Raw genomic sequence first — 23,077 nt, 5'->3', positions numbered from 1 at the left:
CACAGGTGGCGTGATCGCGGTCGTGGCCGGGTTTGCGCATGGCCTAAACTCGTGGGCGTGAAGTTGCCCTGGAAATCCGGCGCCGATGTCGCCGACGAAGCCCCCGCGCAGAGCGTTTCCGACGCCGCGACCGCCGCGCCGGAGACCCCGGCCCGTTCCGGAGCGACGACCCCGGGCAAGGGTCGGCCCACTCCGAAGCGCCGCGATGCGCAGGGCCGCCGGTCCGGTCCGGTGGCACCGCCGCCGACCAACCGCGCCGAGGCGCGCGCCCGTCGCAAGGCGGAGAAGTCCACGCTCAGCAAGGAAGAGCGCAAGGAGCTGCGCGCCGAGCGGAACAAGGCGCGTTCCGAGCAGCGCGAGAAGATGATGTCGGGCGACGAGAAGTACATGATCGCCCGCGACCGCGGTCCCGTGCGCGCCTACACCCGCGACCTGGTCGACTCGCGTCGCAACTTCGCCGGACTGTTCATGCCGTTCGCGATCGTGCTGATCGTCGCGATGATGCTTCCGGACTTCGCCTTCTACATCAACTTCCTGATGCTGGCCTTCGTCGTCTTCATGCTCATCGACTCGGTGATCCTGGGCCGCATGGTGAACAAGCGGGTGCGCGAGCGCTACCCGGAGACCACCGACGGCGGCCTGCGCCTGGGCTTCTACGCGTTCACGCGCGCCATGCAGTTGCGGATGATGCGGGCGCCGCGCCCGCGCGTCTCCGTCGGCGACGAGGTCTAGCGCCGCATGCGCACGCTGGTCCTGGGCGGGGCCCGGGCGGGCAAGTCCGCGCGCGCCGAACAGCTCCTCGCCGGACGTCCGACGGTGCGTCGGCTGTCCCTGGAGTCCACGCCGAACCTGGTCACGGCGCTGCGCGAGGATCCCGACACCGCGACCCTCGTCGACCATCTCGGCCACTGGTCCGCGGACGCCGCCGACCTGCCGGACGCGGTGGCGCAGTTCCGCGGCGACCTGGTGATCGTGAGCACCGACACCGAGTCGCTGGCGGCCGCCAATCTCGCGGTCGGCTCCGTCTGCGACGACGTCGAGCTGATCGTCGCCGGCCGCGTCTTCGTCCCGACCGAATCGGTCGTCGCACCGGCCGCTCCCGCAGAGACCCCGACCTCGGCGAACGTCGCGCCGACCACGCCGGTTCCGGCACCGGTCCCCTCCCCGGCCGAGCAACCCTCCCCGTCCGAGCAGCCCGCGCCGACGGAGGCGTCTGCTTCCCCGGTGCCCGCGTCGTCGGCAGCCCTGGATCCGACCGATGCCGAGCTGTTCGACGTCATCGATCTGCCCGACGACGACGTCGCCGACGCGGCCCGCGCCCGTCTGCTGACCCTGACCAAACCGCCGAACGCTCTGGGGCGACTGGAAGACCTCGGGGTCTGGATCTCGTCCTGCCAGGGGGTGTGCCCGCCGCGTCGGATCACCGCTCCGGCGGTGGTGGTGTTCGCCGGCGATCACGGCGTCGCCCGCGAGGGCGTCTCCGCCTTCCCCGCCGAAGTGACCAGCCAGATGGTCGCCAACATCGCCGCCGGCGGTGCCGCGATCAACGTGCTCGCCCGCCGGGCCGGCGCCTCGGTGCAGGTCCTCGACATGTCGGTCGACACCGACGACCCCGATCCGCACGTGGCGCGCTACAAGGTGCGGCGCAGCACCGGCGACCTGCGCCGCGGCGAGGCCATGACGCTCGCCGAGGCACGCCGGGCCGTGGCCGCCGGGCGCGCGGTGGCCGACCAGTTGGTCGACGCCGGTGCCGACCTGCTGATCGCCGGCGACATGGGCATCGGCAACACCACCCCGGCCGCCGTCCTCACCGGCACCGTCACCGGCAAGGAACCGGTCGTGGTGGTCGGGCGCGGCACCGGGATCGACGATGCGGGCTGGATCCGCAAGACGGCGGCGATCCGCGACGGCCTCCGCCACGGGCGCCGCCATCGGCACGACCCGCTGTCGTTGCTCGCGGCGGTGGCCGGCCCGGATCTGGCCGCGATGGCCGGTTTCCTGGCGCAGAGCGCGCTCCGCAAGACCCCGGTGATCCTCGACGGGATGGTGGTGACGTCGGCGGCGCTGATCGCGAACGCCCTGGCCCCCGGCGCGGTGGCCTGGTGGTGCGCCGGCCATCGGTCCACCGAGCCGGCCCACGGCTTCGCCTTGGCCGAACTGGGCCTGGAACCGATCCTGGAGCTGTCGATGCGCCTCGGCGAGGGCTCCGGTGCGGTCACCGCGCTCCCGGTGGTCGCCGACGCCGTCGACATCATGATCGACATGGCCACCTTCGGCGAAGCCGGTGTCGCCGACCAGGCCTGAGTCGCCCGTGCGCACACTGCACGTGGCGCTCAGTTGGATGACGGTGCTGCCGGTGCCGCAGCCGCGCTCGGCCCCCGACGCCCGCGTGGGCGCCGCGGTGATCGCCGCCCTCCCGGTGATCGGCCTGCTGCTCGGCGCGGCCACCGCCGGTATCGCCCTCGGTCTCGACGCCACCGCGCTGCCGAGTCCGCTGATCGGCGCGTTGTGCGTGGCCTTCGGTGCGCTCGCCACCCGCGGCATGCACCTGGACGGTCTGGCCGACACCGTCGACGGCCTGGGCTGCTACGGCGACGCCGACCGGGTGCGCGCCGTGATGCGCAGCGGCGACGTCGGCCCGTTCGGCGCGGCCGCGCTGGTCCTCGTGCTGCTCATCCAGGCCTTGGCGTTCGGTGCCCTCACCGACGAGGGGCGGTGGTGGACCATCGCCTTCGTGATCTTCGTCGGCCGCGTCACCGTGCCGATCGCGTGCCGCCGCGCGCTGCCCGCCGCGAACGCGGACGGTTTCGGTGCGCTGGTGGCCGGCAGCCAGCGCCTGTCGATTCCGCTGTGGCTGGCCGTCGCCGCGGCCGCCGCCGTGGGAATCGGCTGGCCCGACCGATGGCTGCTGCCGGTGATCGCGCTGGTCGTCGCGGCGGTGTTCGCCGCGGTCTTCACCCGGCACTGCGCCCGTCGCATGGGCGGCGTGTCCGGCGACGTCCTCGGCGCGACCCTCGAGCTGTCGACGACGCTCGCGCTGATCGTGGTCCTCTTCTGACGCCCCCGCCCCGGGTTGGTCCCGGAGCGGGGGCCGCGGCGAAGAACTATCCGTGCAGGGTGGTCATCCAGCCGTGGGTGTCGGCGAAGGTCCCGCGCTGCAGCCCGGTCAGGGTGTCCCGCAACGCCTGCGTCACCTCGCCGGTGGTGCCGTCGCCGATCTGGTAGTCGTCGGCGACGCCCTTGACGCGCCCGACCGGAGTGATGACGGCGGCGGTGCCGCACGCGAAGACCTCGCTGATGCTGCCGTCGGCCGCGCCCGCGCGCAGTTCGTCAGTGGTGATCTTGCGCTCGCTCACGCGGTAGCCGGCGTCGGAGGCCAGGGTCAGCAGTGAGGCGCGGGTGATGCCGGGCAACAGCGAACCGGACAGCTCCGGCGTGACGATCTCGGCGTCGGAGCCGCTGCCGAAGACGAAGAACAGGTTCATGCCGCCCATCTCCTCGATGTAGCGGCGCTCCACGGCGTCGAGCCAGACCACCTGGTCGCAGCCCTGCTCGGCGGCCTGCGCCTGCGCCAGCAGCGACGCGGCGTAGTTGCCGCCGAACTTGGCGGCGCCGGTGCCGCCCGGCGAGGCGCGCACGTACTCGGTGCTGAGGTACACGCTGACCGGCTTCACGCCGCCGGAGAAGTAGGCGCCGGCCGGCGAGGCGATGAGGACGAAGCGGTACTCGTCGGCCGGACGCACCCCGAGGCTGGCCTCGGTCGCGAACATGTACGGACGCAGGTAGAGCGCTTCCTCACCACCGGCGGCGGGCACCCAGGAGTGATCCACCGCGAGGAGTTCGCGCAGCGCGCCGACGAAGTCGTCGACCGGCAGCGGCGGCATCGCCAGTCGCTGCGCGGAGGCGATGAACCGCTCGGCGTTGGCTTCCGGCCGGAACGCGGCGATGGTGCCGTCCGGCTGCCGGTACGCCTTGAGCCCCTCGAAGATCTCCTGGCCGTAGTGCAGCACCATGGCCGCCGGATCCAGCGCGATCGGTCCGTACGGAGTGACCTGCGCCCGATGCCAACCACGCGCGCGGTCGAAGTCGATCGACACCATGTGATCGGTGAAATGCCGACCGAAGCCCGGCGACTGCAGGATCTCGGCACGACGGCCGTCCGAGACGGGATGGGGGTGATCGATGCGGACGAACTCCAGGGTCATGCGGTCAACAATACCGGTGGCCCCCAAGCGGTTTTCGTCCCGCCGACTCAGCGGTGACTCAGACGTGGCTCTCCACGAACGGCGGGTTCACGACGGTGGCGGCGACGCCGCGGCCGCGCACGTCCACCGTCACCTCGTCGCCCACCGACAGCCCGGCCAGCGTGTCCACCAGCGCCAGCCCGATACCGGCCTTGAGCGTCGGCGAGAAGGTGCCCGAGGTGCACTCCCCGATCTGCGGGCCGCCCGGCGCCAGGTGCACCGTGCAGCCGGCGCGGAGCACGCCGCGCCCGTTGGCCTGCAACGCCATCAGGCGGCGGGCGGGACCGGCTTCGCGCTCGGCGAGCAGGGCATCACGCCCGAAGAACTCGGGCTTGTTCCAGCCGACCGCCCACGCACTGCGCGCCTGGATCGGCGTGATGTCCTCGCTCAGCTCGTGCCCGTGCAGCGCGTACCCCATCTCGGTGCGCAGCGTGTCGCGGGCGCCGAGACCGGCGGGCAGACCGTCCCGCGCGGTCACCTCGGCCAGCAGCGCATCCCAGACCGGTCCGGCGTCGTCCCAGCGGGGCAGCACCTCGTAGCCGCGTTCACCGGTGTAGCCGCTGCGGCAGATGCGCACCGGGTACCGCTGGTCGCCGAGCACCAGGTCGCTGTCGGCGAAGGCCATGTACTCCATGTCGGACGGCAGGCCGAGCGCGTCGAGCACGGCCGGTGCCTGCGGACCCTGCACGGCGAAGACCGCGTAGTCGCGATGCTGATCGGTCACCGTCACCTCGGTCGGTGCGGCCGCCGAGAGCGCGGCCACCACCGCGGGCGTGTTGGCCGCGTTGGGCACCAGGAACACCTCGTCGTCGCCGACCAGGTAGGCGATCAGGTCGTCGATCACGCCGCCGGCCGCGTTGCAGCAGAGCGTGTACTGCGCCTTGCCGGGGGTGATCTTGGTGAGGTCGTTGGTGAGGGTCCGGTTGATCAGTGCGGCGGCGCCCGGTCCGGCGACCAGTGCCTTGCCGAGGTGACTGACGTCGAACAGCCCCACCGCCGTGCGGACTGCGGCGTGCTCGGCCCCGGTTCCGGAGTAGGAGACGGGCATGTCCCAGCCGCCGAACTCGGCGAAGGTGGCGCCGAGAGCGGCGTGGCGGTCGGCAATCGGGCCGGCGAGCAGTGCAGTCATGCGGACCACCGTAGAGTGGATTGGCGTGAGCAGCAACGACATCTGTGACCGTGACCGTGGCCCGCGCATCGAGCTCGGGACAGCCCTGACCAAGAACGACGACGTCCTGGTGATCGGCCTGATCGCCGCCGATACCGACGCCGACGAGACCGAGCCCACACTGCTCGTCACCGACGACCTGTTCGACGACGAGACCGCCGACGCACTGACCGCCGCGCTGCGCGCCGTCGGCGCCACCGGCAAGGCCGGTCAGGTGGTCTCCGTGCCCGCCCCCGCCGGCCTGCCCGTACGACTGGTGACGGCCGTGGGCCTGGGCAGCGCCGCCGACGCCGAGGACGCCGAGAACCTCCGACAGGCCGCAGGCAACGCCGTCCGCACCCTGGACGGCGCGGGGCCGGTGACCTCCACGCTGGGCGCCGCCGATCTGAGCGCCGCCGCCGAAGGCTTCTACCTCGGCGCCTACCTCTTCGACGACTTCCGGTCCGGCAAGTCACGCTCGGATCGTCGTCCGCCGAGCGAGGTGACCCTGCTGGTGCCGCAGAAGACCAAGCAGGCCAAGAGCGAGCTGGAACACGCCCTCGTGGTGGCCGACGCCGTCGCGCTCGCCCGCGACTTCGTGAACACCCCGCCGAGCCATCTCTACCCCGGCGAGTTCGCGGACCGCGCCAAGCGGGTCGGCAGCGCGGCCGGACTGGACGTCCAGATCCTCGACGAGCAGGCGCTCGCCGACGGCGGCTACGGCGGTATCCTCGGCGTCGGCCAGGGCAGCTCGCGGCCGCCGCGTCTGGTCCGCCTCACCTACGCCCCGTCCGGCGCCGCCAAGAAGGTCGCGCTGGTCGGCAAGGGCGTCACCTTCGACACCGGCGGCATCTCGATCAAGCCGGCCGCCGGCATGGAGCAGATGACCTCGGACATGGGCGGCGCGGCCGCGGTGATCGCCACCGTCGTCGCCGCCGCGAAGCTCGGCCTGAACGTCGCGGTCACCGCGACCGTGCCGATGGCCGAGAACATGCCGTCAGGCACCGCGCAGCGCCCCGGCGACGTCCTCACCCAGTACGGCGGCACCACGGTGGAGGTCCTCAACACCGACGCCGAGGGCCGCCTGATCCTGGCCGACGCGATCGTGCGCGCCTGCGAGGACGAGCCGGACTACCTGATCGACACCGCCACCCTGACCGGTGCGCAGATGGTGGCGCTGGGCACCCGCACCCCGGGCGTCCTGGGCACCGACGAGTTCCGCGACCGCGTGGCCCGCCTGTCCCAGGAGGTCGGCGAGCACGGCTGGCCGATGCCGATGCCCGCCGAGCTGCGCGCCGACCTGAACTCGCGGGTCGCCGACCTGGCGAACGTGACCAACCATCGCTGGGGCGGAATGCTCTCGGCCGCCATGTTCTTGAAGGAGTTCGTGGCCGACGACATCGATTGGGCGCACGTCGACGTGGCGGGCCCCGCGTTCAACGCCGGCGGCGCGTACGGGTACACCGGAAAGGGCGGCACCGGCGTCCCGGTCCGGACTCTCGTCGCCGTCCTGGAAGACATCGCTAGCGCCGGTTGAAGCGTACCCGCAGGTAACTCGCCAGGGCCCCCAAGCCGGTGGGGCGATGAGGGTAGGGTTTATTCGGCAGGACCGTCGACCGGCACACGTACAAATTTGAGCTAGGGAGCAACACGCAATGGCCTTCTCCGTCGAGATGCCCGAACTGGGTGAAAGCGTCACCGAAGGGACCGTCACCCAATGGCTGAAGAGCGAGGGTGACACCGTCGAGGTGGATGAACCGTTGCTGGAGATCTCCACGGACAAGGTCGACACCGAGATCCCGTCGCCCTTCGCCGGCGTCCTGATCAAAATCGTGGCGCACGAGGACGACGTCGTGGAGGTGGGCGGCCAGCTCGCTCTGATCGGCGAGGCCGGCGAAGCCACCGGCGAGGCGGCCCCCGCGCCCGCCGCCGCACCGGAGCCCGAGCCTGCTGCCGCCCCCGCTCCCGCCGCTGCACCGGAGCCCGCCGCGGCCCCCGCGGCGCCGGCCGCCCCCGCGGCCCCGGCGTCCGGTAACGACGTGACCATGCCGGAGCTCGGCGAGTCGGTCACCGAGGGCACCGTGACCCAGTGGCTCAAGCAGGTCGGCGACGAGGTGGCCCTCGACGAGCCGCTGCTGGAGATCTCCACCGACAAGGTCGACACCGAGATCCCGTCGCCCTTCGCCGGCGTGCTGCTGAAGATCGTCGCGAACGAGGACGACGTCGTCGAGGTCGGCGGACGGCTCGGCGTGATCGGTGCGGCCGGTGCCGCCCCGGCCGCCCCCGCCCCGGCGGCGCCCGCACCGACCCCGGCGTCCGCACCGACCCCCACACCGGCTCCGGCTCCCACGCCTGCTCCCACCCCGGCCCCCACCCCTGCTGCGGCCGCTCCGGCACCGGCCGCGAGCGCGCCCAAGGACCTGGAGTCCACCCCGTACGTCACCCCGCTGGTGCGCAAGCTCGCCGCGGAGCACAACGTCGACCTGAACGCCCTGACCGGCACCGGTGTCGGCGGCCGCATCCGCAAGCAGGACGTGCTCGCCGCCGCCGAGGCCGCCAAGGCCCCGGCCGCTGCTCCGACCGCACCGGCGCCCGCCGCCGCGGCTCCCGCGCCCGCCGCGGCCAGCTCGGCCCTGGCGGCACTGATCGGCACCACCCAGCCGATCAACCGGATCCGCCAGATCACCGCCGCGAAGACCCGCGAGTCGCTCGCCTCCAGCGCCCAGCTCACGCAGGTCCACGAAGCCGACATGACCCGGATCGCGGCGCTGCGCGCACAGGCCAAGGCCTCCTTCAGCGCCGCCGAGGGGGTCAACCTGACCTTCCTGCCGTTCTTCGCGAAGGCGGTGGTCGAGGCCCTCAAGGTGCATCCGAACATCAACGCCTCCATCGACGAGGCCAAGAAGGAGATCACCTACCACGGTCAGGTGAACCTGGGTATCGCCGTGGACACCCCGCAGGGTCTGCTGTCGCCGGTGATCCACAACGCCGACGATCTGTCGCTGGCCGGCCTGGCCCGCGCGATCGCCGACATCGCCGCGCGTGCCCGCTCGGGCGACCTGAAGCCCGACGAGCTGTCCGGCGGCACCTTCACCATCACCAACATCGGCAGCCAGGGCGCCCTGTTCGACACCCCGATCCTGGTGCCGCCGCAGGCCGCCATGCTGGGCACCGGCGCCATCGTGAAGCGCCCGGTGGTGCTCACCGCCGAGGACGGCACCGAGTCGATCGCGGCCCGGTCGATGGCGTACCTGCCGCTGACCTACGATCACCGCCTGATCGACGGTGCCGACGCCGGTCGCTTCCTCACCACGGTGCGTCAGCGCCTGGAGGCCGGCGAATTCGCCGCTGATCTGGGCCTGTAGTTGCGTATCGCCGTCGCCGGCAGTCACGGACTGATCGGCTCGACACTCGTCGAGTCGCTGACGGGCTCCGGTCACGAGGTACTGCGCCTGGTGCGCGGGCCGGTGACCGGAGACCGCCAGATCCGGTGGGACCCGGAGACATTCGGGGTTCCGCCGGGCGCGCTCGACGGAGTCGACGCGGTGGTCGGCCTCGGCGGCGTGGGCCTGGGCTCGCGACGCTGGAGCGGCTGGTTCAAACAGCAGCTCCGGGACTCGCGCGTCACCCCCACCGGGGTGCTCGCCGAAGCCGTACAGCAGGCCGGGGTGCCCGTCTTCCTCAGCGCCAGCGCCACCGATTTCTACGGTGACACCGGCGAGGAGGCGGCCACCGAGGCGACGCCGGTGGGCGTCGGCTTCCTGGCGGCACTCACCGCCGATTGGGAGGCGGCCACCGCACCCGCGGTCGGTGCGCGCGTGGTCCATCTGCGGACCGCGCCGGTGCTCTCCCGGTCCGGCGGCCTGCTCGGTCGTCTGCGGCCGCTCTACCGGCTCGGTCTCGGCGGTCGCATCGGCGACGGCAACCAGTACTTCTCGTGGATCTCGCTGTCCGACGAGGTCCGCGCCATCACCTATCTGCTCGACGCCGCCGAGATCGCCGGACCGGTGAATCTGGCGGCGCCGCACGCGGTGCGGTACGGCGACTTCAGCGAGAAGCTCGCCCGCCTCGTCCGTCGGCGGGCCATGCTTCCGGTGCCCGCCCGCCTGGCGCAGGCCGTCGGCGGCGAGTTGGTCGACGACCTGATCCTCACCTCGTCCCGAGTGGAACCGGCAGTGCTGACCGAGCACGGTTTCGGCTTCGCCCACCCCACCCTGTCGGCAGCCCTGGAGTACACCCGTGCCTGATCGTCCGCTGCGCGCCAGCAGCGCGCCTCTCGAAGTCCGCAAGCTCGGCACCGTCGACTACGAGGCCGCCTACGCGATGCAACACGAGCTGGCCGAGCAGCGGGCATCCGGCGAACTGGACCACGACCTGCTGCTGCTCCTCGAGCATCCCTCGATCTACACCGCGGGCCGGCGCACCGAGGACAGCGACCGTCCGGTGAACGGCGCCCGCGTGATCGACGTCGACCGCGGCGGCCGCATCACCTGGCACGGACCCGGCCAGCTGGTCGGCTACCCGATCGTGAAACTCGCCGAACCCCTCGACGTGGTCGACTACGTCCGCCGCGTCGAGGAGGCCCTGATCGGCTTCTGCGCCGACCGCGGGCTGACCACCGGCCGGGTCGAGGGCCGATCCGGTGTCTGGGTGATCGACGACGCCGGCGAACGCAAACTCGGGCAGATCGGCATCCGGGTGGCCCGCGGCGTCACCCTGCACGGCTTCGCGCTCAACGTGGACCCGGACCTGTCGGTGTTCTCGGCGATCGTCCCGTGCGGCATCCCGGACGCGGGGGTCACGTCGTTGGCCGCCGAGACCGGAACGGCGCTTACCGTCGCCGAGACGCTCGACGCCGTCGCCGCCCACGTGCAGGAGTGCCTGGACCGCGTAGGATCGGTGCAGTGACCGCCCAGCCAACCTCGCCCGCCGACCGCAAGCTCCTCCGGTTGGAGGTGCGCAACTCGCAGACCCCCATCGAGCGCAAGCCGAAGTGGATCAAGACTCGCGCGACGATGGGTCCGGAGTACTCCGAGCTCAAGAACCTGGTGCGCAGCGAAGGCTTGAACACCGTCTGCGAGGAAGCCGGCTGCCCGAACATCTACGAGTGCTGGGAAGACCGCGAGGCCACCTTCCTGATCGGCGGCGAGCAGTGCACCCGGCGCTGCGACTTCTGCCAGATCGACACCGGCAAGCCGAGCGCGCTCGACCGCGACGAGCCGCGCCGCGTCGCCGAATCGGTGCGGGCCATGGGTCTGCGCTACTCGACGATCACCGGTGTCGCCCGCGACGACCTGCCCGACGAGGGCGCCTGGCTGTACGCCGAGACGGTCCGCAAGATCCACGAGTACAACCCGGGCACCGGCGTCGAGAATCTGATCCCCGACTTCCACGCCAAGCCCGACCTGCTCGCCGAGGTCTTCGAGTCCCGTCCGGAGGTGCTGGCGCACAACCTGGAGACGGTGCCGCGCATCTTCAAGCGGATCCGCCCGGCGTTCCGCTACGAGCGCTCGCTCGACGTGCTGACTCAGGCCCGCGACTTCGGGCTGGTCACCAAGTCGAACCTGATCCTGGGCCTGGGCGAGACGCCCGAGGAGGTGCGCGACGCGCTGCGCGACCTGCATGAGGCCGGCTGCGACATCGTCACCATCACCCAGTACCTGCGGCCCACGCCCCGCCACCATCCGGTGGAGCGCTGGGTGAAGCCGGAGGAGTTCGCCGAGCACTCCGACTTCGCCACCGAACTCGGCTTCGCCGGCGTGCTGGCCGGGCCGTTGGTGCGTTCCTCGTACCGGGCCGGACGACTCTACGCACAGGCCATGGCCCGCCACGGCCGCGCACTGGCCCCGGCCATGGCGCACCTGGCCGACGAGGGCACCACCGCGCAAGAGGCCTCGTCGGTCCTGGCGCGCATGGCACCGTAGACTGGGCAGCATGGCAAAGGCGAAAGACACCGCGAGCAAAGAGGCCAAGAAGGCCGCGAAGACCGCCCGCAAGGCGGCTTCGAAGGAGCAGCGCCAGCAGATCTGGCAGGCCTTCAACATGCAGCGCAAGGAAGACAAGGCGCTCATCCCGCTCATGCTCGGCGTGGTGGCCGTGTCGACCACCGTCTTCGCCCTGATCGGCGAGTACGCCTTCGGCGGCCTCTGGCTGATGCTGCCGCTCGGCATCGCCGTCGGTGTGCTCCTGGCGTTCATTCTGTTCGGTCGTCGCGTGTCGGCGACCGTCTTCAAGAAGGCCGAAGGCCAGCCGGGCGCGGCAGGCTGGGCGTTGAGCAACATGCGCGGCCAGTGGCGCGTGCAGCAGGCCGTCGCCGGCACCAGCCAGCTCGATGCCGTGCACCGCGTGATCGGCAAGCCGGGCATCATCCTGGTGGCCGAGGGCTCCGCCTCGCGCGTGCGCCCGCTGATGTCGCAAGAGAAGAAGAAGGCCGCCCGCGTGGTGGGCAACACCCCGATCTACGAGATCGTGGTCGGCAACGGCGAGGGTGAGATCAAGCTCGCCAAGCTCGAGAAGCACATCAAGAAGCTGCCCGGCAACATCGACCGCAAGCGCATGGAGTCGCTCGACGGCCGCCTGGCCGCCCTCAAGAGCAAGGGCGCGTCCGGTCCCGCCATGCCCAAGGGTCCGATGCCGCAGGGCGCCAAGATGCGCAACGTCGCCCGCACCGCCCGTCGCCGCGGCGGCGCCTGAGCGACTGACCCCGGCCGGGACCCGCTGACGACGCGTTACGCGTAGCGGGCGGCCGAGCGGGCCTTGGCCTTGGCGGCCTCCACCTCGCGGTCCTTGGGCGCGGCGCTGGTCACCAGATGATCCAGCAGGTGCTGGGTCGCCGCGGCCACCGCTTCCACCGCCTCGTCGAAGGCGGCGACGTTGGCCTGCGACGGTTTGGTGGTGCCCGCCACCTTGCGCACGTATTGCAGCGCCGCCGCGTGCACCTCGTCGGTGGTCGCCGGGGGCTCGAAGTTATGCAGGGTTCGAATGTTTCGGCACATGCCGTTGATTTTACGGCCGATCCGGCGACGACGGTCGCGGCTGCGCTCCGCGGAAGTGCGCCGGTTCCGGTCCGGGATGGAACCGGTCGGCGAGTTGGGACCCAGCACGGTGAACAGATTCGGGAAACCGGGGATCGCCGTCATCCGGTAGGCGCGGGGGCCGTCGACTCATTCCTGATCGAGGGTGCGGCCGTCGCGGCCGGTGATCGCCATGGGCCGCATGTAGTCGTGCGTGCGGAAGCCGGTCGCCAGCACGATCACGTCGAGGCGGTGCAGCCGGCCGTCGACGGTGACGATCCCGTCGGGCACCACCTTCTCGATGGCCGCGGTCTCCAGCCGGGTGTTCGACGACTGCACGGCGCAGTAGCTGCCCGACACCACCTGCCGCTTGCACAGCGGCTCGTCGTCCGGTGTCAGTCGCGCACGCAGCGCCGCGTCGCGCACCCCGAGTTGCAGCGACAGGCGCGCGTAGGCCTGCACCGCGCGGCGACGCCAGGACGGCGTGGTCACCACGTCGGCCAGAATCTGACTCCCCCACTGCAGCGTCTGGAACACGCGGTCGTGCAGGCCCGGCACGCTGCGCCGCGCGGTGGCGACGCCGGATGGCTGCGGCAGCCACATCGGCGCCCACAGCACCCACTGCGGCGACCGCACGAAGTGCGTGAGGCTCGCGGCCCCGCCGTGCAGCGCCGACACCACCTGCACGCCGGGTGGATCCGGTACCGATCACCGCGACCGCCTTGCCGTCGGTCACCAGGTCGTCGTCCCAGCGGGCGGTGTGCACCACGGGACCGGCGAAATCGCCCAGGCCGTCGATCGACGGGATCGACGGATTGTGCAGCACGCCGGTGGCGCACAGCACGAAGTCGGCGGCCAGTTCCTCCCCGCCCCGGGTGCGCAGTCGCCACCTTGCGGTGTCGTCGTCGAACTCCGCGGCCACCACCTCGGTGTCCAATCGGATCCGGGAGGCGAGGCCGAGTTGCTCGACGACGTCGCGGTGGTACCGCTGGATCTGCGGCCCGGTGGCCCACACCCGCGGCCAGTCGGGCTTGGGCGCGAACCCGAACTGGTAGATCTGCGACGGCACATCGCAGGTCAGCCCCGGGTAGCGGTTCCAGTACCAGACGCCGCCCACGTCCGAGCCCTTCTCCAGCACGGTCACGTCGTCGAAACCGGCGTCGGTGAGCACGTGCGCCGCCGTGATGCCCGCGACCCCGGCGCCGATGATCACGATGCGCGGTGACCGCGGGGCCGCACTCACGCGGACGCGTCCTGCGCGAGAGCGGCGGCGACGGTGGCCACCGTGCTGTGCCGGGCCGCGGCGAAGGCCTTCCCGCGACGACCCCGGCGCATGAAGTTCGCGCCGAGCTGCACCATCTCCGGAGCGGTCGGCGAGACCACCACCACGCGGGTACCGCGGGCCCGGACCCGGGCCACTTCTTGAGTGAGGACTGCCGACATCGGTCGCCGCAGCAGGGTCGCTTCGAGCCGCCCGCCCACACCGGGCCCGTGGACGTCGTCGAGCCCGGCCATCGACGTGACACGTAGATCACGTCGGCTTCGTCCGCGGCGATCAGATCCACCGAGGCGGTGGAGGCGGCGCCGCCGTCCACGTAGTCCGCCCGTCGATCTCCACCGGCGGCATCCACGCGGGAATCGCCCAGGAGGCGCGCAGGGCTTCGCTGAAGGTCGCGCCACCCGACAGGTTCGGATTCGTCGGGCCCGGCGAGCCGGTGAACGCGACGCGCCGATCCTCGTCGGGCCGATAGCTCACCAACCGCACCCCGGTGCGCGGCAGCCAGCGCTGCCCGGGTTCGGTCACCGCGTCGGCCAGTCGGCCCAGCCAGTCGGGATTGGCGCGCCCGCGCGGCGCCAGTCCGGTCAGCGCCGGTGACCGGACTGGCGGCCCAGCGTGCCCGGCCGCGGCAACTGCGGCCACGGCAGCGGCGGCAGCGACGACGGCGTGTCGGCCAGGTGCCGGGCCAGGCGCGCGTCGACCGGCTGCTCGAGCTACATGGCGACCAGGTCGTCGGTAGAGAACCCGGCACCGAGCATGGTGACGATCTCCGCGCCCGCCGAAGTGCCCTGCAGGATGGCGGCATCCCGCGGATCCCAGCCCGTCTGCTCGGCGAGCGCGGCCAACGCGGCGATCGACCATGCGCCGCCGATCGTGCCGCCGCAGCCGATCACGACCGCCGTCGACGATCCGGGGCTCACTCCGCGATCCCCGATGCCGAGATATCCGATTCCGCGATCCCCGATTCCCTGATCCCCGGCTCGGCGTGCGCGCGTGTCTGGTCCGCGATTCGATCGAGGTATCCCCGACGGCCGGCGTTCGCGTTGATCCGAAGGGCCTGGTCGTCGTCGGCCACGCCGCGCGCCAGCCGCATCAGCGGCTCCGGGGTCAGCAGGTCGGCCACCCGCCAGGCCGGCGACACCCACTGCGGCACCGACGTCTGCGCCGCGCGCGAGCGCAGCGTGTGCAAGATCGCGTCCGCCACCTGTTCGGGGTCGACGGTGGGCAGCGTGCCGCCCAGATCGGCGCCGGAGGACAGTTCCGTGCGCACCGCGGCCGGCAGGATGGCGCAGACCGCGATCCCGGCCGCCTCGTACTCGCGGCGCGCCGCCAGCGAGGCGCCCAGCGCCGCGTACTTGCTGGCGTTGTAGGTCACCATGCCCGGCAGCGGCAGTTCCCCGGCCATCGAGGCGACGTTGACGATGTGTCCGCGGCGTGCGGCGATCATCGTCGGCAGCACGGCGCGCATCCCGAGCAGCACACCGCGCACGTTCACATCGAGGGTCAGGTCGATCTCGGCCAGCGGCTGTGCGATGAGCGAACCCGTGGGCATCACCCCGGCGTTGTTCACCAGGACGTCGATCCGGCCGTGCACCCGCACGATCTCGTCGACCAGCGACTGCCAGGACGCCGGGTCGGTCACGTCGAGTCGGCGACACTGCGCACCGGTCGCCGCGCGTTCGGCCAGGTCGGGATCGAGGTCGCCGATCCAGACGTGGGCGCCGCGGTCGCCTGCCGCGCAGGCGGTGCGCGCACCGATGCCGCGGGCGCCACCGGTGACGAGCACCACCGCGCCGTCGAGTCGAATCCGTGCCGGCCCTCGCTGGAACAGTCCCATGAGGACCATTCTTTACTGCGTAGTAAGTTGTGTCAGCGGGTTCGGACGATTGCGGTGCCGGTGGCGCGGTCGTGCATGGCGCGGCCGTTGTAGTCGTTGATCAGCGCCGGGACCACGAACGGGACCAAGAACTGCCGGAAGAAGGCGCGGACCAGGCCCACCGCGGCGCGCGGCTCGGTACCCGCGGCTTCGGCGGCACCGCGCTCGGGACCGAAGTCCACGCGCGCCACCCGAACGCCGGCCAGATACTGCCCCGGTGTGAAACCGAAGAAGAGCACCGTGGCGATGCTCAGGATGAACCAGACGAGGAACTGCGGCCAGGCCATTTCGCGGGCAGTCATCTCGAACGCGGTGTACACCTGGCCGTTCGCCTCGTATGCGGGCTGGGCACCCACGATCAGGAACGCGACGCCCGCCGCGATGAACCAGTCGAGAAGCAGCGCCAGCACGCGGCGCCAGCCGCCGGCGATCGATCCGGGCCCGGTCTCGGGCAGCCCGAGGTCCTGGCCGCGATAGTCGACGTCTTCCTTGGCCTGATACGGCCCGGTCAGCCAGGAACCGGCCGCATCACGCATCGACGGTCCCTGCGAGCTGTTCTTCGAAGCCATGCCTTCATTCTAGGTCGTGACCTGGACCACCCGGGCCGGGCCGTCGTGTAACACGGGGGAAACATTGGCTTGACCAACGGGCAATCTCGCCTCCATAGCGTCTAATCCAACGATCCAGCCTTGCCGCGAGAGACAATGGCAGGGTGGATTGCGGTCCAGAGAGGTTCTGGACCACCCCAGTAAGGAGTACGGCGACCGTGTACAACACGAACGAAGAACTACTCGAGGGCATCAAGGCCGAGGGCGTCGAATACGTCGACATTCGGTTCTGCGACCTCCCCGGGACCATGCAGCACTTCTCGATCCCCGCCTCGGCGTTCGATGAGTCCGTCTTCGAAGAAGGCCTCGCCTTCGACGGCTCGTCGGTGCGCGGCTTCCAGTCGATCGACGAGTCCGACATGATGCTGCTGCCCGACCCGGCCACCGCGCGGATCGATCCGTTCCGCAAGGCCAAGACGATGAACGTCAGCTTCTTCGTGCACGACCCGTTCACCCGCGAGGCCTACAGCCGCGACCCCCGCAACGTCGCCCGCAAGGCCCAGGACTACCTGACCTCCACCGGCATCGCCGACACCTGCTTCTTCGGTGCCGAAGCCGAGTTCTACATCTTCGACGGCGTCTCCTACGGCTCGGAGATGAACGAGACCTTCTACAAGGTCGAGTCCGAGTCCGGCTGGTGGAACGCCCGCAAGGAGACCAACCCGGACGGCACCCCGAACCTCGGTTACAAGGTGCGCCCCAAGGGCGGCTACTTCCCGGTGGCCCCGTACGACCACTACGTCGACTTGCGCGACGAGATGTCGACCACGCTGCAGAACTCCGGCTTCACTCTGGAACGCGGCCACCACGAGGTGGGCACCGGCGGCCAGGCGGAGATCAACTACAAGTTCAACACTCTGCTGCACGCGGCCGACGACGTTCAGCTGTTCAAGTACATCATCAAGAACACCGCTTGGCAGCACGGCAAGTCGGTCACCTTCATGCCCAAGCCGCTCTTCGGCGACAACGGTTCGGGCATGCACGCCCACCAGTCGCTGTGGCTCGACGGCAAGCCGCTGTTCTACGACGAGTCCGGCTACGGCGGCCTCTCGGACATGGCGCGCTACTACATCGGCGGCATTCTGCACCACGCCCCGAGCCTGCTGGCCTTCACCAACCCGACGATCAACTCGTACAAGCGACTGGTCCCCGGCTACGAGGCCCCGATCAATCTGGTCTACAGCCAGCGCAACCGCAGCGCCTGCGTGCGTATCCCGATCACCGGCAACAACCCGAAGGCCAAGCGCATCGAGTTCCGTTGCCCGGACAGCTCCGGCAACCCGTACCTGGCGTTCGCCGCGATGTTGATGGCCGGCCTGGACGGCATCAAGAACAAGATCGAGCCGCACGAGCCCGTCGACAAGGACCTCTACGAGCTGCCGCCCGAGGAGGCCAAGGGCATCCCGCAGGCCCCGACCTCGCTGTCCGCGGTGATCGACCGCCTCGAGGAGGATCACGACTACCTGACCGCCGGCGGCGTCTTCACCGAAGACCTCATCGACACCTGGGTGGCGTACAAGCGGGAGAACGAGATCCTGCCGGTGCAGGTTCGCCCGCACCCCTACGAATTCCAGATGTACTACGACTGCTGACCCTTAAACGGCCCTGACCTGCACAGATAGGTCAGACCGTCCGCAGTCCGTCCGCAGCAGAATCGGCCCGCTCCGCGATCACCTTCCCGATCGCCGAGCGGGTCGACTCGTCCGCGTCCGGCCACAGGTGCGCGTACGTGTCCAACGTCGTCCGAGCCGACGAATGCCGCAGACGCGCCTGCACCGTCTTCACGTCCGAGCCCGACGCGATCAACAGCGACGCCAGATAGTGCCGCAGATCGTGGAAGCTGAACTCCTCCGGCAGACCCTTCACCTTCGGCTTGGCCGCACGGACGGCACGCTCGATCGACCATGGCGCCGCATGATCGGTTCCCAAGCCTTGCGTCAGGACCATTCCCGTCGCCGACGGATAGTTCCGCACCGACTCCGACAGCAGGACCACCAGCTCCTGAGGAATCGGGATCGGCTGACTACTCCCCTCCGTCTTCAGTGGGACGTCCGGCCACTGCTGGACCGGCAACACGATGCCGCGCATGAAGTCGACGTCCTGGACGCGCAACGCCGCGGCCTCCGACACGCGCAAGCCGACGAACGCGCCGAGGAGCACCGCGGCCTTCAACGGTTCCTCCATCACGTCGTACAACGCCCAGACCTGTTCGGTCGTCGCCACGTACGGCTTCTGCGTGCCTGCCGGCGGCGACGTCCTCCGAGAACAAGGGTTTCGGACGAGGAGCTGGTCATGCACGGCGTCGCCGAGGATCTGTGACAGACGCGAATGGAGCGCGTGAACGTAGCTGGGCGCCATCCCCTGCTGCTGCAGCTTCGCCACCCACGCCTTCACCATCGTCGGCCTGATCGACGCCATCTTCTGATCCCCGAACTCGGCGGTGATGTGCGTGATGTGCGTGCGCGCCTGCCTGACGGTGGACGCCCGATTCACTTGGTAGGCCTCGATCCACATGCCGCACCACTGGGCCACTGTGAGCTGATCCCGCGGCGCTACGTGTGTTCCGGTGACGACCGCTGACGTTCGCTCGTCCAGCCAATCCTGAGCATCCACTTTCCGAGTGAAGCCTTTGGTGTGTTCCTGGCCTTCAGCGTCGACATACCTTGCGCGCCAACGCATTCCCTTGCCGTCGTTGGCTGAGGGTGTCTTGTCGCGCTTGCGCCACCGGTCCTCGACGCCGGCACGACGATTACGGCGCTGAGTCATGCTCGGCTTCTGTCTCGTCGTCGTCGAAGTACAACACTTGGTCTTCAATGAACGCCCTGCCAGTCGTCTCATTCTTCGCTCGGAGTATCAGGTTGAGCAGGCCTGTTTGGATGTCGACCGGAAGATCCTTCAGTCGGAAGTCAAGCTCCTGCTGATCGAACTTCCTGATCAGATACTGGGCCGATGTGCGATGCCCTTGCGCCCTGCCGGCGGCTGCGCGGATCGCCTGCCGCTCAACCCAAAGATCATCTAGATCTCGGCTCAGTCGGTCGTGGTAGGCGCCAGATGCCTCATCGAGCATCATTTCTCCAACCGTTCGATCGAAGGCCTTGGCGAAGCCCCTGGCTTCGGCGAGTCGTACGGCTCGGTCACCCTTCTCTACTCGACTAACGGTAGTTGGGTGAAACTGGGAAAACCCCTGCTCACGCAGCTTTTCTGCTAGTTGCGCCTGACTCCATCCAAGCTGCTCACGTAAGCGCTTGACGGTGAGGCGGAACCGCTCGTCTTCATCCATGCCAACCACCGTCCCACAAAACAGATTCTCCCACCAACACAAACCGTGTGCTAGCCTCCGTGTGTCAGCCCAACAACACAAATTGAGGAGAGCAGATGAGCAACGAATTTCTGACCACCAAGCAGGTTTCGGAGACGTACCCGTTCCTTCCCGCCGCCACCCTCCGCTACTGGCGACACGCCAACCAGGGCCCAGCCAGCTTCATGCTCGGCAAGAAGGTTCTGTACCGCCGCAGCGAAATCGAACGCTGGATCGCGGAGCAGGAAGCCGCCACCACCCGAGGCGGCGTCGCTTGACCCGCCAACACCCGCAGATGCGAAAGACCCCGGTGCATCCCGCCAAGAACGCCACCGAGGTCCGTAGCCACAACCCATACGAAAGGAATGAAGCTGTGACCGAGCCTATCACCGTCATCACCGCGCACTACCCGTCCCCGAGCCACATCAGCTCCGAGGAGTTCACGTACCAGCTCGACCCCGCCGACGCGATCGACACCCTCATCCAAGCCCGCTTCCCCGGCGGCTTCTACGAGCAGGGAGGCGCCACCTGGGGATGGATCACCCTCGACAGCCGCAACGTCGCCGACATCGAGATCCAGCAGGTGACCCGATGAGCACACAACCCGAACCGATCATCGTGCCCGACCTCCTCGAAGAAGCCGATCGTCACACCGACCTTCTCGGTGCCGTCAACGAAATGTTCTCCAGCCGCAGCGACGACGCCGAGGACTGGATCCACTGGGTCAACGTGAAGCTCGGCTGGTCGCTCTGTGGACTGAACGACTGCGAGCGTGCGGTCGCTACAGGCAGTGGTGGAACAGGACGGTCCGACGCCATCTGTCCCGTCTGCGACCAGTTGCGCAAGATGCGCGACGACCTCGCTTGGACGACCCACACCACCGACGCCTTCATCGAAGGACGTCTGTGACCGACCCGATCTCCTGGGAGCCGGTGCGCGCCTTCGTGCGCCACCGGCTCGCCGGCATCGGACCAGTCCCCGACGCCGGCAGCACCGCCTGGACCGACCTCGACGACGACGACCCCCAGAAGATCGCCTCCGTCATCCGAGCAGGCGAACGATGGGCACTCGAAGAAGAACTCCGCCAGCTCGACGACGCCAAGTTCTTCGCCAAGCAAGCCGCCATCGACATCTCGCAAGCACTCCCTTGGGCGCAGGTCGCCAAGCAGATCGCCGCCCGCAACGCCTTCTACCGCGCACACCCAGACCTACGGAGGAAAGCATCGTGAACGACGACGAGTTCTTCAACGCCACCGACGAGCTGAAGACCATCCACCAATGGGCACGCGCCCGATACGCGGCGCCCTGGGCAGTCTTCGGCGCAACCCTCCTCCGCGTCGCCGCCACCACCGAACCGACCGTCCAACTCCCCGGCATCATCGGTGGCCGCGCATCGCTGAACCTCCTCGTCGCGTTCGCAGCACCATCTGGAGGAGGCAAAGGAATCTCCGACAAGGTGGCCCGCCTCGTCTGGCCCGCCGAGATCGAAGAACGACCCCTCGGGTCCGGTGAAGGTCTCAGTGCGATCTTCGCCAGGCCCAAGCCCAAGAAGGACTCCGACGACGAGGACGGAGACGACCGCACCACCCGCGCCATCATCAACGTCCCCGAGATCGACACGTTGGCCGGCCTCGCCTCCCGACAAGGGTCCATCCTCCTCGCACAACTGAAGTCACTGGCAATGGGCGAAACCATCGGCCAATCCAACGCTTCAGCTGCCACCACCCGAATCGTGCAAGCACACTCCTACCGCGCCTGCATGTCCGTCGGCGCCCAGCCCGGACATACCGGAGTGATCTTCGACGACGCCACCGGAGGCACCCCGCAACGGTTCCTGTGGTTCCTCACGATCGACCCGCACATGCCCGCCGACCTGATCCCCGACCCGGCAGCACTCGACACCCAGCTACCCGCCTGGAAGGCAGACGAGCACGGCATCGTGGAGATCCAATACGGTCCCGACGAGATCCGCGAAACCATCGTCGCCGCCCACCTCGCACGCCAACGAGGCGAAGCTGACGCACTCGACGGCCACGCCATGCTGACGCGCTGCAAAGTCGCCGCGGTCCTGGCGATCATGCACAAGCGGTCCGTCGTCTCCGAACTCGACTGGGAACTGTCCGCAGTCATCATGGACCGCTCCCACGCTGTCCGAGACTGGCTCGTCTCCGAGTCGAAGAAGGCCGCGCGCAGGAAGGTGCAAGACCGCGCAATCGCCCGCGCCACCGGAGACGAGATCATCTCCGACCGCCGCCTTGAACGAGCAAAGAAGACCATCCTCCGCCGCCTCGAAGCGAAGGAAGAACTGGCCCGCAATGAACTGCGCTCGGCGATGAAGGCGGATCTCCGGGACCACTTCGGCGCCGCAATTGCCGAACTCGCCGAGGCCAACCTGATCGTCGAAATCCCCGTTGACCGAGGGTGCCGGTACCGACTTACGGAAAGTACAGGGTGTACCGAGGTACAGGGTCCATCTCCGCAGGTCAGGGAGGGTGTACCACTGGTACAGGGTGTACCAATCCCGACCATCGGACTGTGCCCGAAGTGCTTCATCGAGCAACCCCTCGAAGCCAATGGTCAGTGCGAGGAATGCAACGACCCCGGCAACACCACCGTCAAGAAGGCCGAACCCAAGGCCCGAGCCGTCGTCGTCCACAGCGCCTCAATCGAGCGAGACGAACGCTTCGGCAACCGACCCATCATCCGACAGGAGATCGCCTGATGGCACGCAAGCGCAAGACCCGCCACTGCACCAGCTGCAATCGTCCCACCAAGTCTGTTACGCGATATTGCCACGACTGCAGACCAGCGAACGCTGTTCCCCGCATCCATCGAGTCGGAGGAGGAATCAGCTTCGCCGGATGGACCTTCAGCCACGACCAAGCCGTCCACCTCGCCAACGCGATCATCGACACCCTGGAGGAACCCGCCCCATGACCGCCCGCCCCTGCCACCGGTGCGGCCAACCCATCCCCGCCGGCACCTACTGCCCAGCCTGCACCCCCGGCGACACCAAACCCACCGCCCACCAACGCGGCTACGACAGCACCTGGACCCGCCTATCCCGACGAGCCCGACGCCTCCAACCCTTCTGCACAGACTGCAGCGCCACCACCGACCTCCAAGCCGACCATTCCCCCGAAGCATGGGAGAGAAAAGCCCAAGGACTCACCATCCGCCTCGCGGACATCGACGTCGTATGCGGCCCATGCAACCGAGCACGCGGCCAAGCCAAACAGGGGGGATACCGCAAAAGCCCAGGTCAGAGACCCGAAGGCAAGGCACGGAGCGCGTTACACTTTGGACTGAGTACAGAAAAGGATGGAGGTGGGACCGATTAAAGCTGGACCGAAGGCCGCGGTCTCTGATTCTCCGCTGCCGTTTAAGCCCAGGTCGGACGTCGAATCTGAGCGTTGTCTCGCGTTCGTCGACAAGTTCTTACGGGTGCCGAAGGGCACGAACAGCCGTGGGAAGCTTCATCTTCGGATAGTGCCCCTTGGGGTGGTGGACTTCGGATCGGGCGTAGAGTCACGCGTTCTGATCAACGAGTCGTTGTGAACGCTATGCGATTTGGGCTTGCGCGTCCAGGAGTGCGGCGGCCTTGTCCTTCTC

Annotated in this window: 25 protein-coding genes and 1 pseudogene; 15 read left to right on the top strand and 11 right to left on the bottom strand. The window is 69.3% G+C overall.

Annotation, left to right across the window (positions count from 1 at the left end; translation table 11 throughout):
• The first annotated feature begins 57 nt into the window (after nt 1–57).
• The 3 genes from ABD989_RS07865 to ABD989_RS07855 are packed head-to-tail and all read left to right on the top strand — an operon-like array spanning nt 58 to nt 3,058.
• Nucleotides 58–732 carry a DUF3043 domain-containing protein gene (locus ABD989_RS07865; RefSeq protein WP_345313061.1) on the top strand — a complete coding sequence of 225 codons (675 nt, stop codon included), beginning with the start codon at nt 58–60 and terminating at the stop codon, nt 730–732.
• Between the two features lie 6 nt (nt 733–738).
• Nucleotides 739–2,304: a nicotinate-nucleotide--dimethylbenzimidazole phosphoribosyltransferase gene (gene cobT, locus ABD989_RS07860; RefSeq protein WP_345313060.1), complete on the top strand. Its 1,566-nt coding sequence runs from the start codon at nt 739–741 to the stop codon at nt 2,302–2,304.
• 7 nt (nt 2,305–2,311) lie between these two features.
• Complete coding sequence (locus ABD989_RS07855) at nt 2,312–3,058, top strand: adenosylcobinamide-GDP ribazoletransferase (RefSeq protein ID WP_345313059.1); 747 nt, start codon at nt 2,312–2,314, stop codon at nt 3,056–3,058.
• A 46-nt stretch (nt 3,059–3,104) separates the two neighbouring features.
• On the opposite strand, the gene ABD989_RS07850 is transcribed toward ABD989_RS07855, so the two are convergent.
• Both ABD989_RS07850 and gcvT read right to left on the bottom strand, forming a co-directional pair.
• Nucleotides 3,105–4,205 carry a branched-chain amino acid aminotransferase gene (locus ABD989_RS07850; protein WP_345313058.1) on the bottom strand — a complete coding sequence of 367 codons (1,101 nt, stop codon included), beginning with the start codon at nt 4,203–4,205 and terminating at the stop codon, nt 3,105–3,107.
• Between the two features lie 58 nt (nt 4,206–4,263).
• The gene (gene gcvT, locus ABD989_RS07845; RefSeq protein ID WP_345313057.1) at nt 4,264–5,373 is read right to left on the bottom strand and encodes a glycine cleavage system aminomethyltransferase GcvT; all 1,110 of its coding nucleotides are present in this window, start codon (nt 5,371–5,373) and stop codon (nt 4,264–4,266) included.
• A gap of 25 nt (nt 5,374–5,398) precedes the next feature.
• On the opposite strand from gcvT, the gene ABD989_RS07840 reads away from it, so the two are divergent.
• From ABD989_RS07840 to ABD989_RS07815, 6 genes are all read left to right on the top strand, one after another.
• The gene (locus ABD989_RS07840) at nt 5,399–6,928 is read left to right on the top strand and encodes a leucyl aminopeptidase (RefSeq protein WP_345313056.1); all 1,530 of its coding nucleotides are present in this window, start codon (nt 5,399–5,401) and stop codon (nt 6,926–6,928) included.
• 118 nt (nt 6,929–7,046) lie between these two features.
• Nucleotides 7,047–8,756: a 2-oxoglutarate dehydrogenase, E2 component, dihydrolipoamide succinyltransferase gene (gene sucB, locus ABD989_RS07835; RefSeq protein ID WP_345313055.1), complete on the top strand. Its 1,710-nt coding sequence runs from the start codon at nt 7,047–7,049 to the stop codon at nt 8,754–8,756.
• The gene (locus ABD989_RS07830) at nt 8,757–9,638 is read left to right on the top strand and encodes a TIGR01777 family oxidoreductase (protein WP_345313054.1); all 882 of its coding nucleotides are present in this window, start codon (nt 8,757–8,759) and stop codon (nt 9,636–9,638) included.
• Nucleotides 9,631–10,299: a lipoyl(octanoyl) transferase LipB gene (lipB, locus tag ABD989_RS07825; protein WP_345313053.1), complete on the top strand. Its 669-nt coding sequence runs from the start codon at nt 9,631–9,633 to the stop codon at nt 10,297–10,299. The genes ABD989_RS07830 and lipB overlap by 8 nt, the downstream gene beginning before the upstream one ends.
• Entirely contained in the window at nt 10,296–11,315 is a 1,020-nt protein-coding gene (gene lipA, locus ABD989_RS07820; protein ID WP_345313052.1) for a lipoyl synthase, read from the top strand. The genes lipB and lipA overlap by 4 nt, the downstream gene beginning before the upstream one ends.
• Before the next feature lie 10 nt (nt 11,316–11,325).
• Nucleotides 11,326–12,084 (top strand): DUF4191 domain-containing protein, encoded by a 759-nt coding sequence (locus ABD989_RS07815; protein ID WP_345313051.1) that lies wholly within the window; start codon nt 11,326–11,328, stop codon nt 12,082–12,084.
• Nucleotides 12,085–12,119: 35 nt separating this feature from the next.
• Here the strand turns inward: ABD989_RS07815 and ABD989_RS07810 are convergent, their stop codons facing one another.
• The 7 genes and pseudogenes from ABD989_RS07810 to ABD989_RS07780 all read right to left on the bottom strand — a co-directional run bounded on the left by ABD989_RS07810 (nt 12,120) and on the right by ABD989_RS07780 (nt 16,095).
• Nucleotides 12,120–12,386: a DUF2277 domain-containing protein gene (locus tag ABD989_RS07810; protein ID WP_246997153.1), complete on the bottom strand. Its 267-nt coding sequence runs from the start codon at nt 12,384–12,386 to the stop codon at nt 12,120–12,122.
• A 75-nt stretch (nt 12,387–12,461) separates the two neighbouring features.
• Nucleotides 12,462–13,647, bottom strand: a pseudogene (locus ABD989_RS07805) (flavin-containing monooxygenase); the annotation flags it as partial.
• On the bottom strand, nt 13,644–13,919 hold the full coding sequence (locus ABD989_RS07800) for a hypothetical protein (protein ID WP_308221386.1): 276 nt from the start codon (nt 13,917–13,919) through the stop codon (nt 13,644–13,646). The pseudogene ABD989_RS07805 and the gene ABD989_RS07800, both read right to left, overlap by 4 nt.
• Nucleotides 13,920–13,959: 40 nt before the next feature.
• Nucleotides 13,960–14,325 (bottom strand): hypothetical protein, encoded by a 366-nt coding sequence (locus ABD989_RS07795; RefSeq protein WP_345313050.1) that lies wholly within the window; start codon nt 14,323–14,325, stop codon nt 13,960–13,962.
• A gap of 71 nt (nt 14,326–14,396) precedes the next feature.
• Complete coding sequence (locus ABD989_RS07790; protein ID WP_308221388.1) at nt 14,397–14,603, bottom strand: patatin-like phospholipase family protein; 207 nt, start codon at nt 14,601–14,603, stop codon at nt 14,397–14,399.
• Nucleotides 14,600–15,520, bottom strand: coding sequence for an SDR family oxidoreductase (locus tag ABD989_RS07785; RefSeq protein ID WP_345313049.1), 921 nt, complete (start codon nt 15,518–15,520; stop codon nt 14,600–14,602). The genes ABD989_RS07790 and ABD989_RS07785 overlap by 4 nt, the downstream gene beginning before the upstream one ends.
• 32 nt (nt 15,521–15,552) lie before the next feature.
• Nucleotides 15,553–16,095, bottom strand: coding sequence for an RDD family protein (locus ABD989_RS07780; protein WP_345313189.1), 543 nt, complete (start codon nt 16,093–16,095; stop codon nt 15,553–15,555).
• 230 nt (nt 16,096–16,325) lie between these two features.
• Here ABD989_RS07780 and glnA point away from each other — a divergent pair, with 230 nt between their 5' ends.
• Nucleotides 16,326–17,759, top strand: a complete 1,434-nt coding sequence (gene glnA, locus ABD989_RS07775; RefSeq protein ID WP_345313048.1) for a type I glutamate--ammonia ligase — start codon at nt 16,326–16,328, stop codon at nt 17,757–17,759.
• A 31-nt stretch (nt 17,760–17,790) separates the two neighbouring features.
• On the opposite strand, the gene ABD989_RS07770 is transcribed toward glnA, so the two are convergent.
• Both ABD989_RS07770 and ABD989_RS07765 read right to left on the bottom strand, forming a co-directional pair.
• Entirely contained in the window at nt 17,791–18,933 is a 1,143-nt protein-coding gene (locus tag ABD989_RS07770) for a tyrosine-type recombinase/integrase (RefSeq protein ID WP_345313047.1), read from the bottom strand.
• Nucleotides 18,917–19,447 carry a helix-turn-helix transcriptional regulator gene (locus ABD989_RS07765; RefSeq protein WP_345313046.1) on the bottom strand — a complete coding sequence of 177 codons (531 nt, stop codon included), beginning with the start codon at nt 19,445–19,447 and terminating at the stop codon, nt 18,917–18,919. The genes ABD989_RS07770 and ABD989_RS07765 overlap by 17 nt, the downstream gene beginning before the upstream one ends.
• A 95-nt stretch (nt 19,448–19,542) precedes the next feature.
• Between ABD989_RS07765 and ABD989_RS07760 the strand changes: the two genes are divergently transcribed.
• The 5 genes from ABD989_RS07760 to ABD989_RS07740 all read left to right on the top strand — a co-directional run bounded on the left by ABD989_RS07760 (nt 19,543) and on the right by ABD989_RS07740 (nt 22,187).
• On the top strand, nt 19,543–19,743 hold the full coding sequence (locus tag ABD989_RS07760) for a helix-turn-helix transcriptional regulator (RefSeq protein WP_345313045.1): 201 nt from the start codon (nt 19,543–19,545) through the stop codon (nt 19,741–19,743).
• 95 nt (nt 19,744–19,838) lie between these two features.
• A complete protein-coding gene (locus ABD989_RS07755; protein WP_345313044.1) occupies nt 19,839–20,060 on the top strand; it encodes a hypothetical protein in 222 nt (73 codons plus the stop codon).
• Nucleotides 20,057–20,374 (top strand): hypothetical protein, encoded by a 318-nt coding sequence (locus ABD989_RS07750; RefSeq protein WP_345313043.1) that lies wholly within the window; start codon nt 20,057–20,059, stop codon nt 20,372–20,374. Before ABD989_RS07755 ends, ABD989_RS07750 begins: the two co-directional genes overlap by 4 nt.
• On the top strand, nt 20,371–20,694 hold the full coding sequence (locus ABD989_RS07745; RefSeq protein ID WP_345313042.1) for a DUF2742 domain-containing protein: 324 nt from the start codon (nt 20,371–20,373) through the stop codon (nt 20,692–20,694). The genes ABD989_RS07750 and ABD989_RS07745 overlap by 4 nt, the downstream gene beginning before the upstream one ends.
• Complete coding sequence (locus ABD989_RS07740; RefSeq protein ID WP_345313041.1) at nt 20,691–22,187, top strand: hypothetical protein; 1,497 nt, start codon at nt 20,691–20,693, stop codon at nt 22,185–22,187. Before ABD989_RS07745 ends, ABD989_RS07740 begins: the two co-directional genes overlap by 4 nt.
• Nucleotides 22,188–23,077: the final 890 nt, after the last annotated feature.

This window comes from Gordonia alkaliphila (assembly GCF_039542465.1).
In the GTDB taxonomy this organism is placed as follows: Bacteria; Actinomycetota; Actinomycetes; order Mycobacteriales; family Mycobacteriaceae; genus Gordonia; species Gordonia alkaliphila.
Note: the sequence above shows the minus strand (reverse complement) of the source record. Positions and strands in the feature narration are given on the sequence as shown.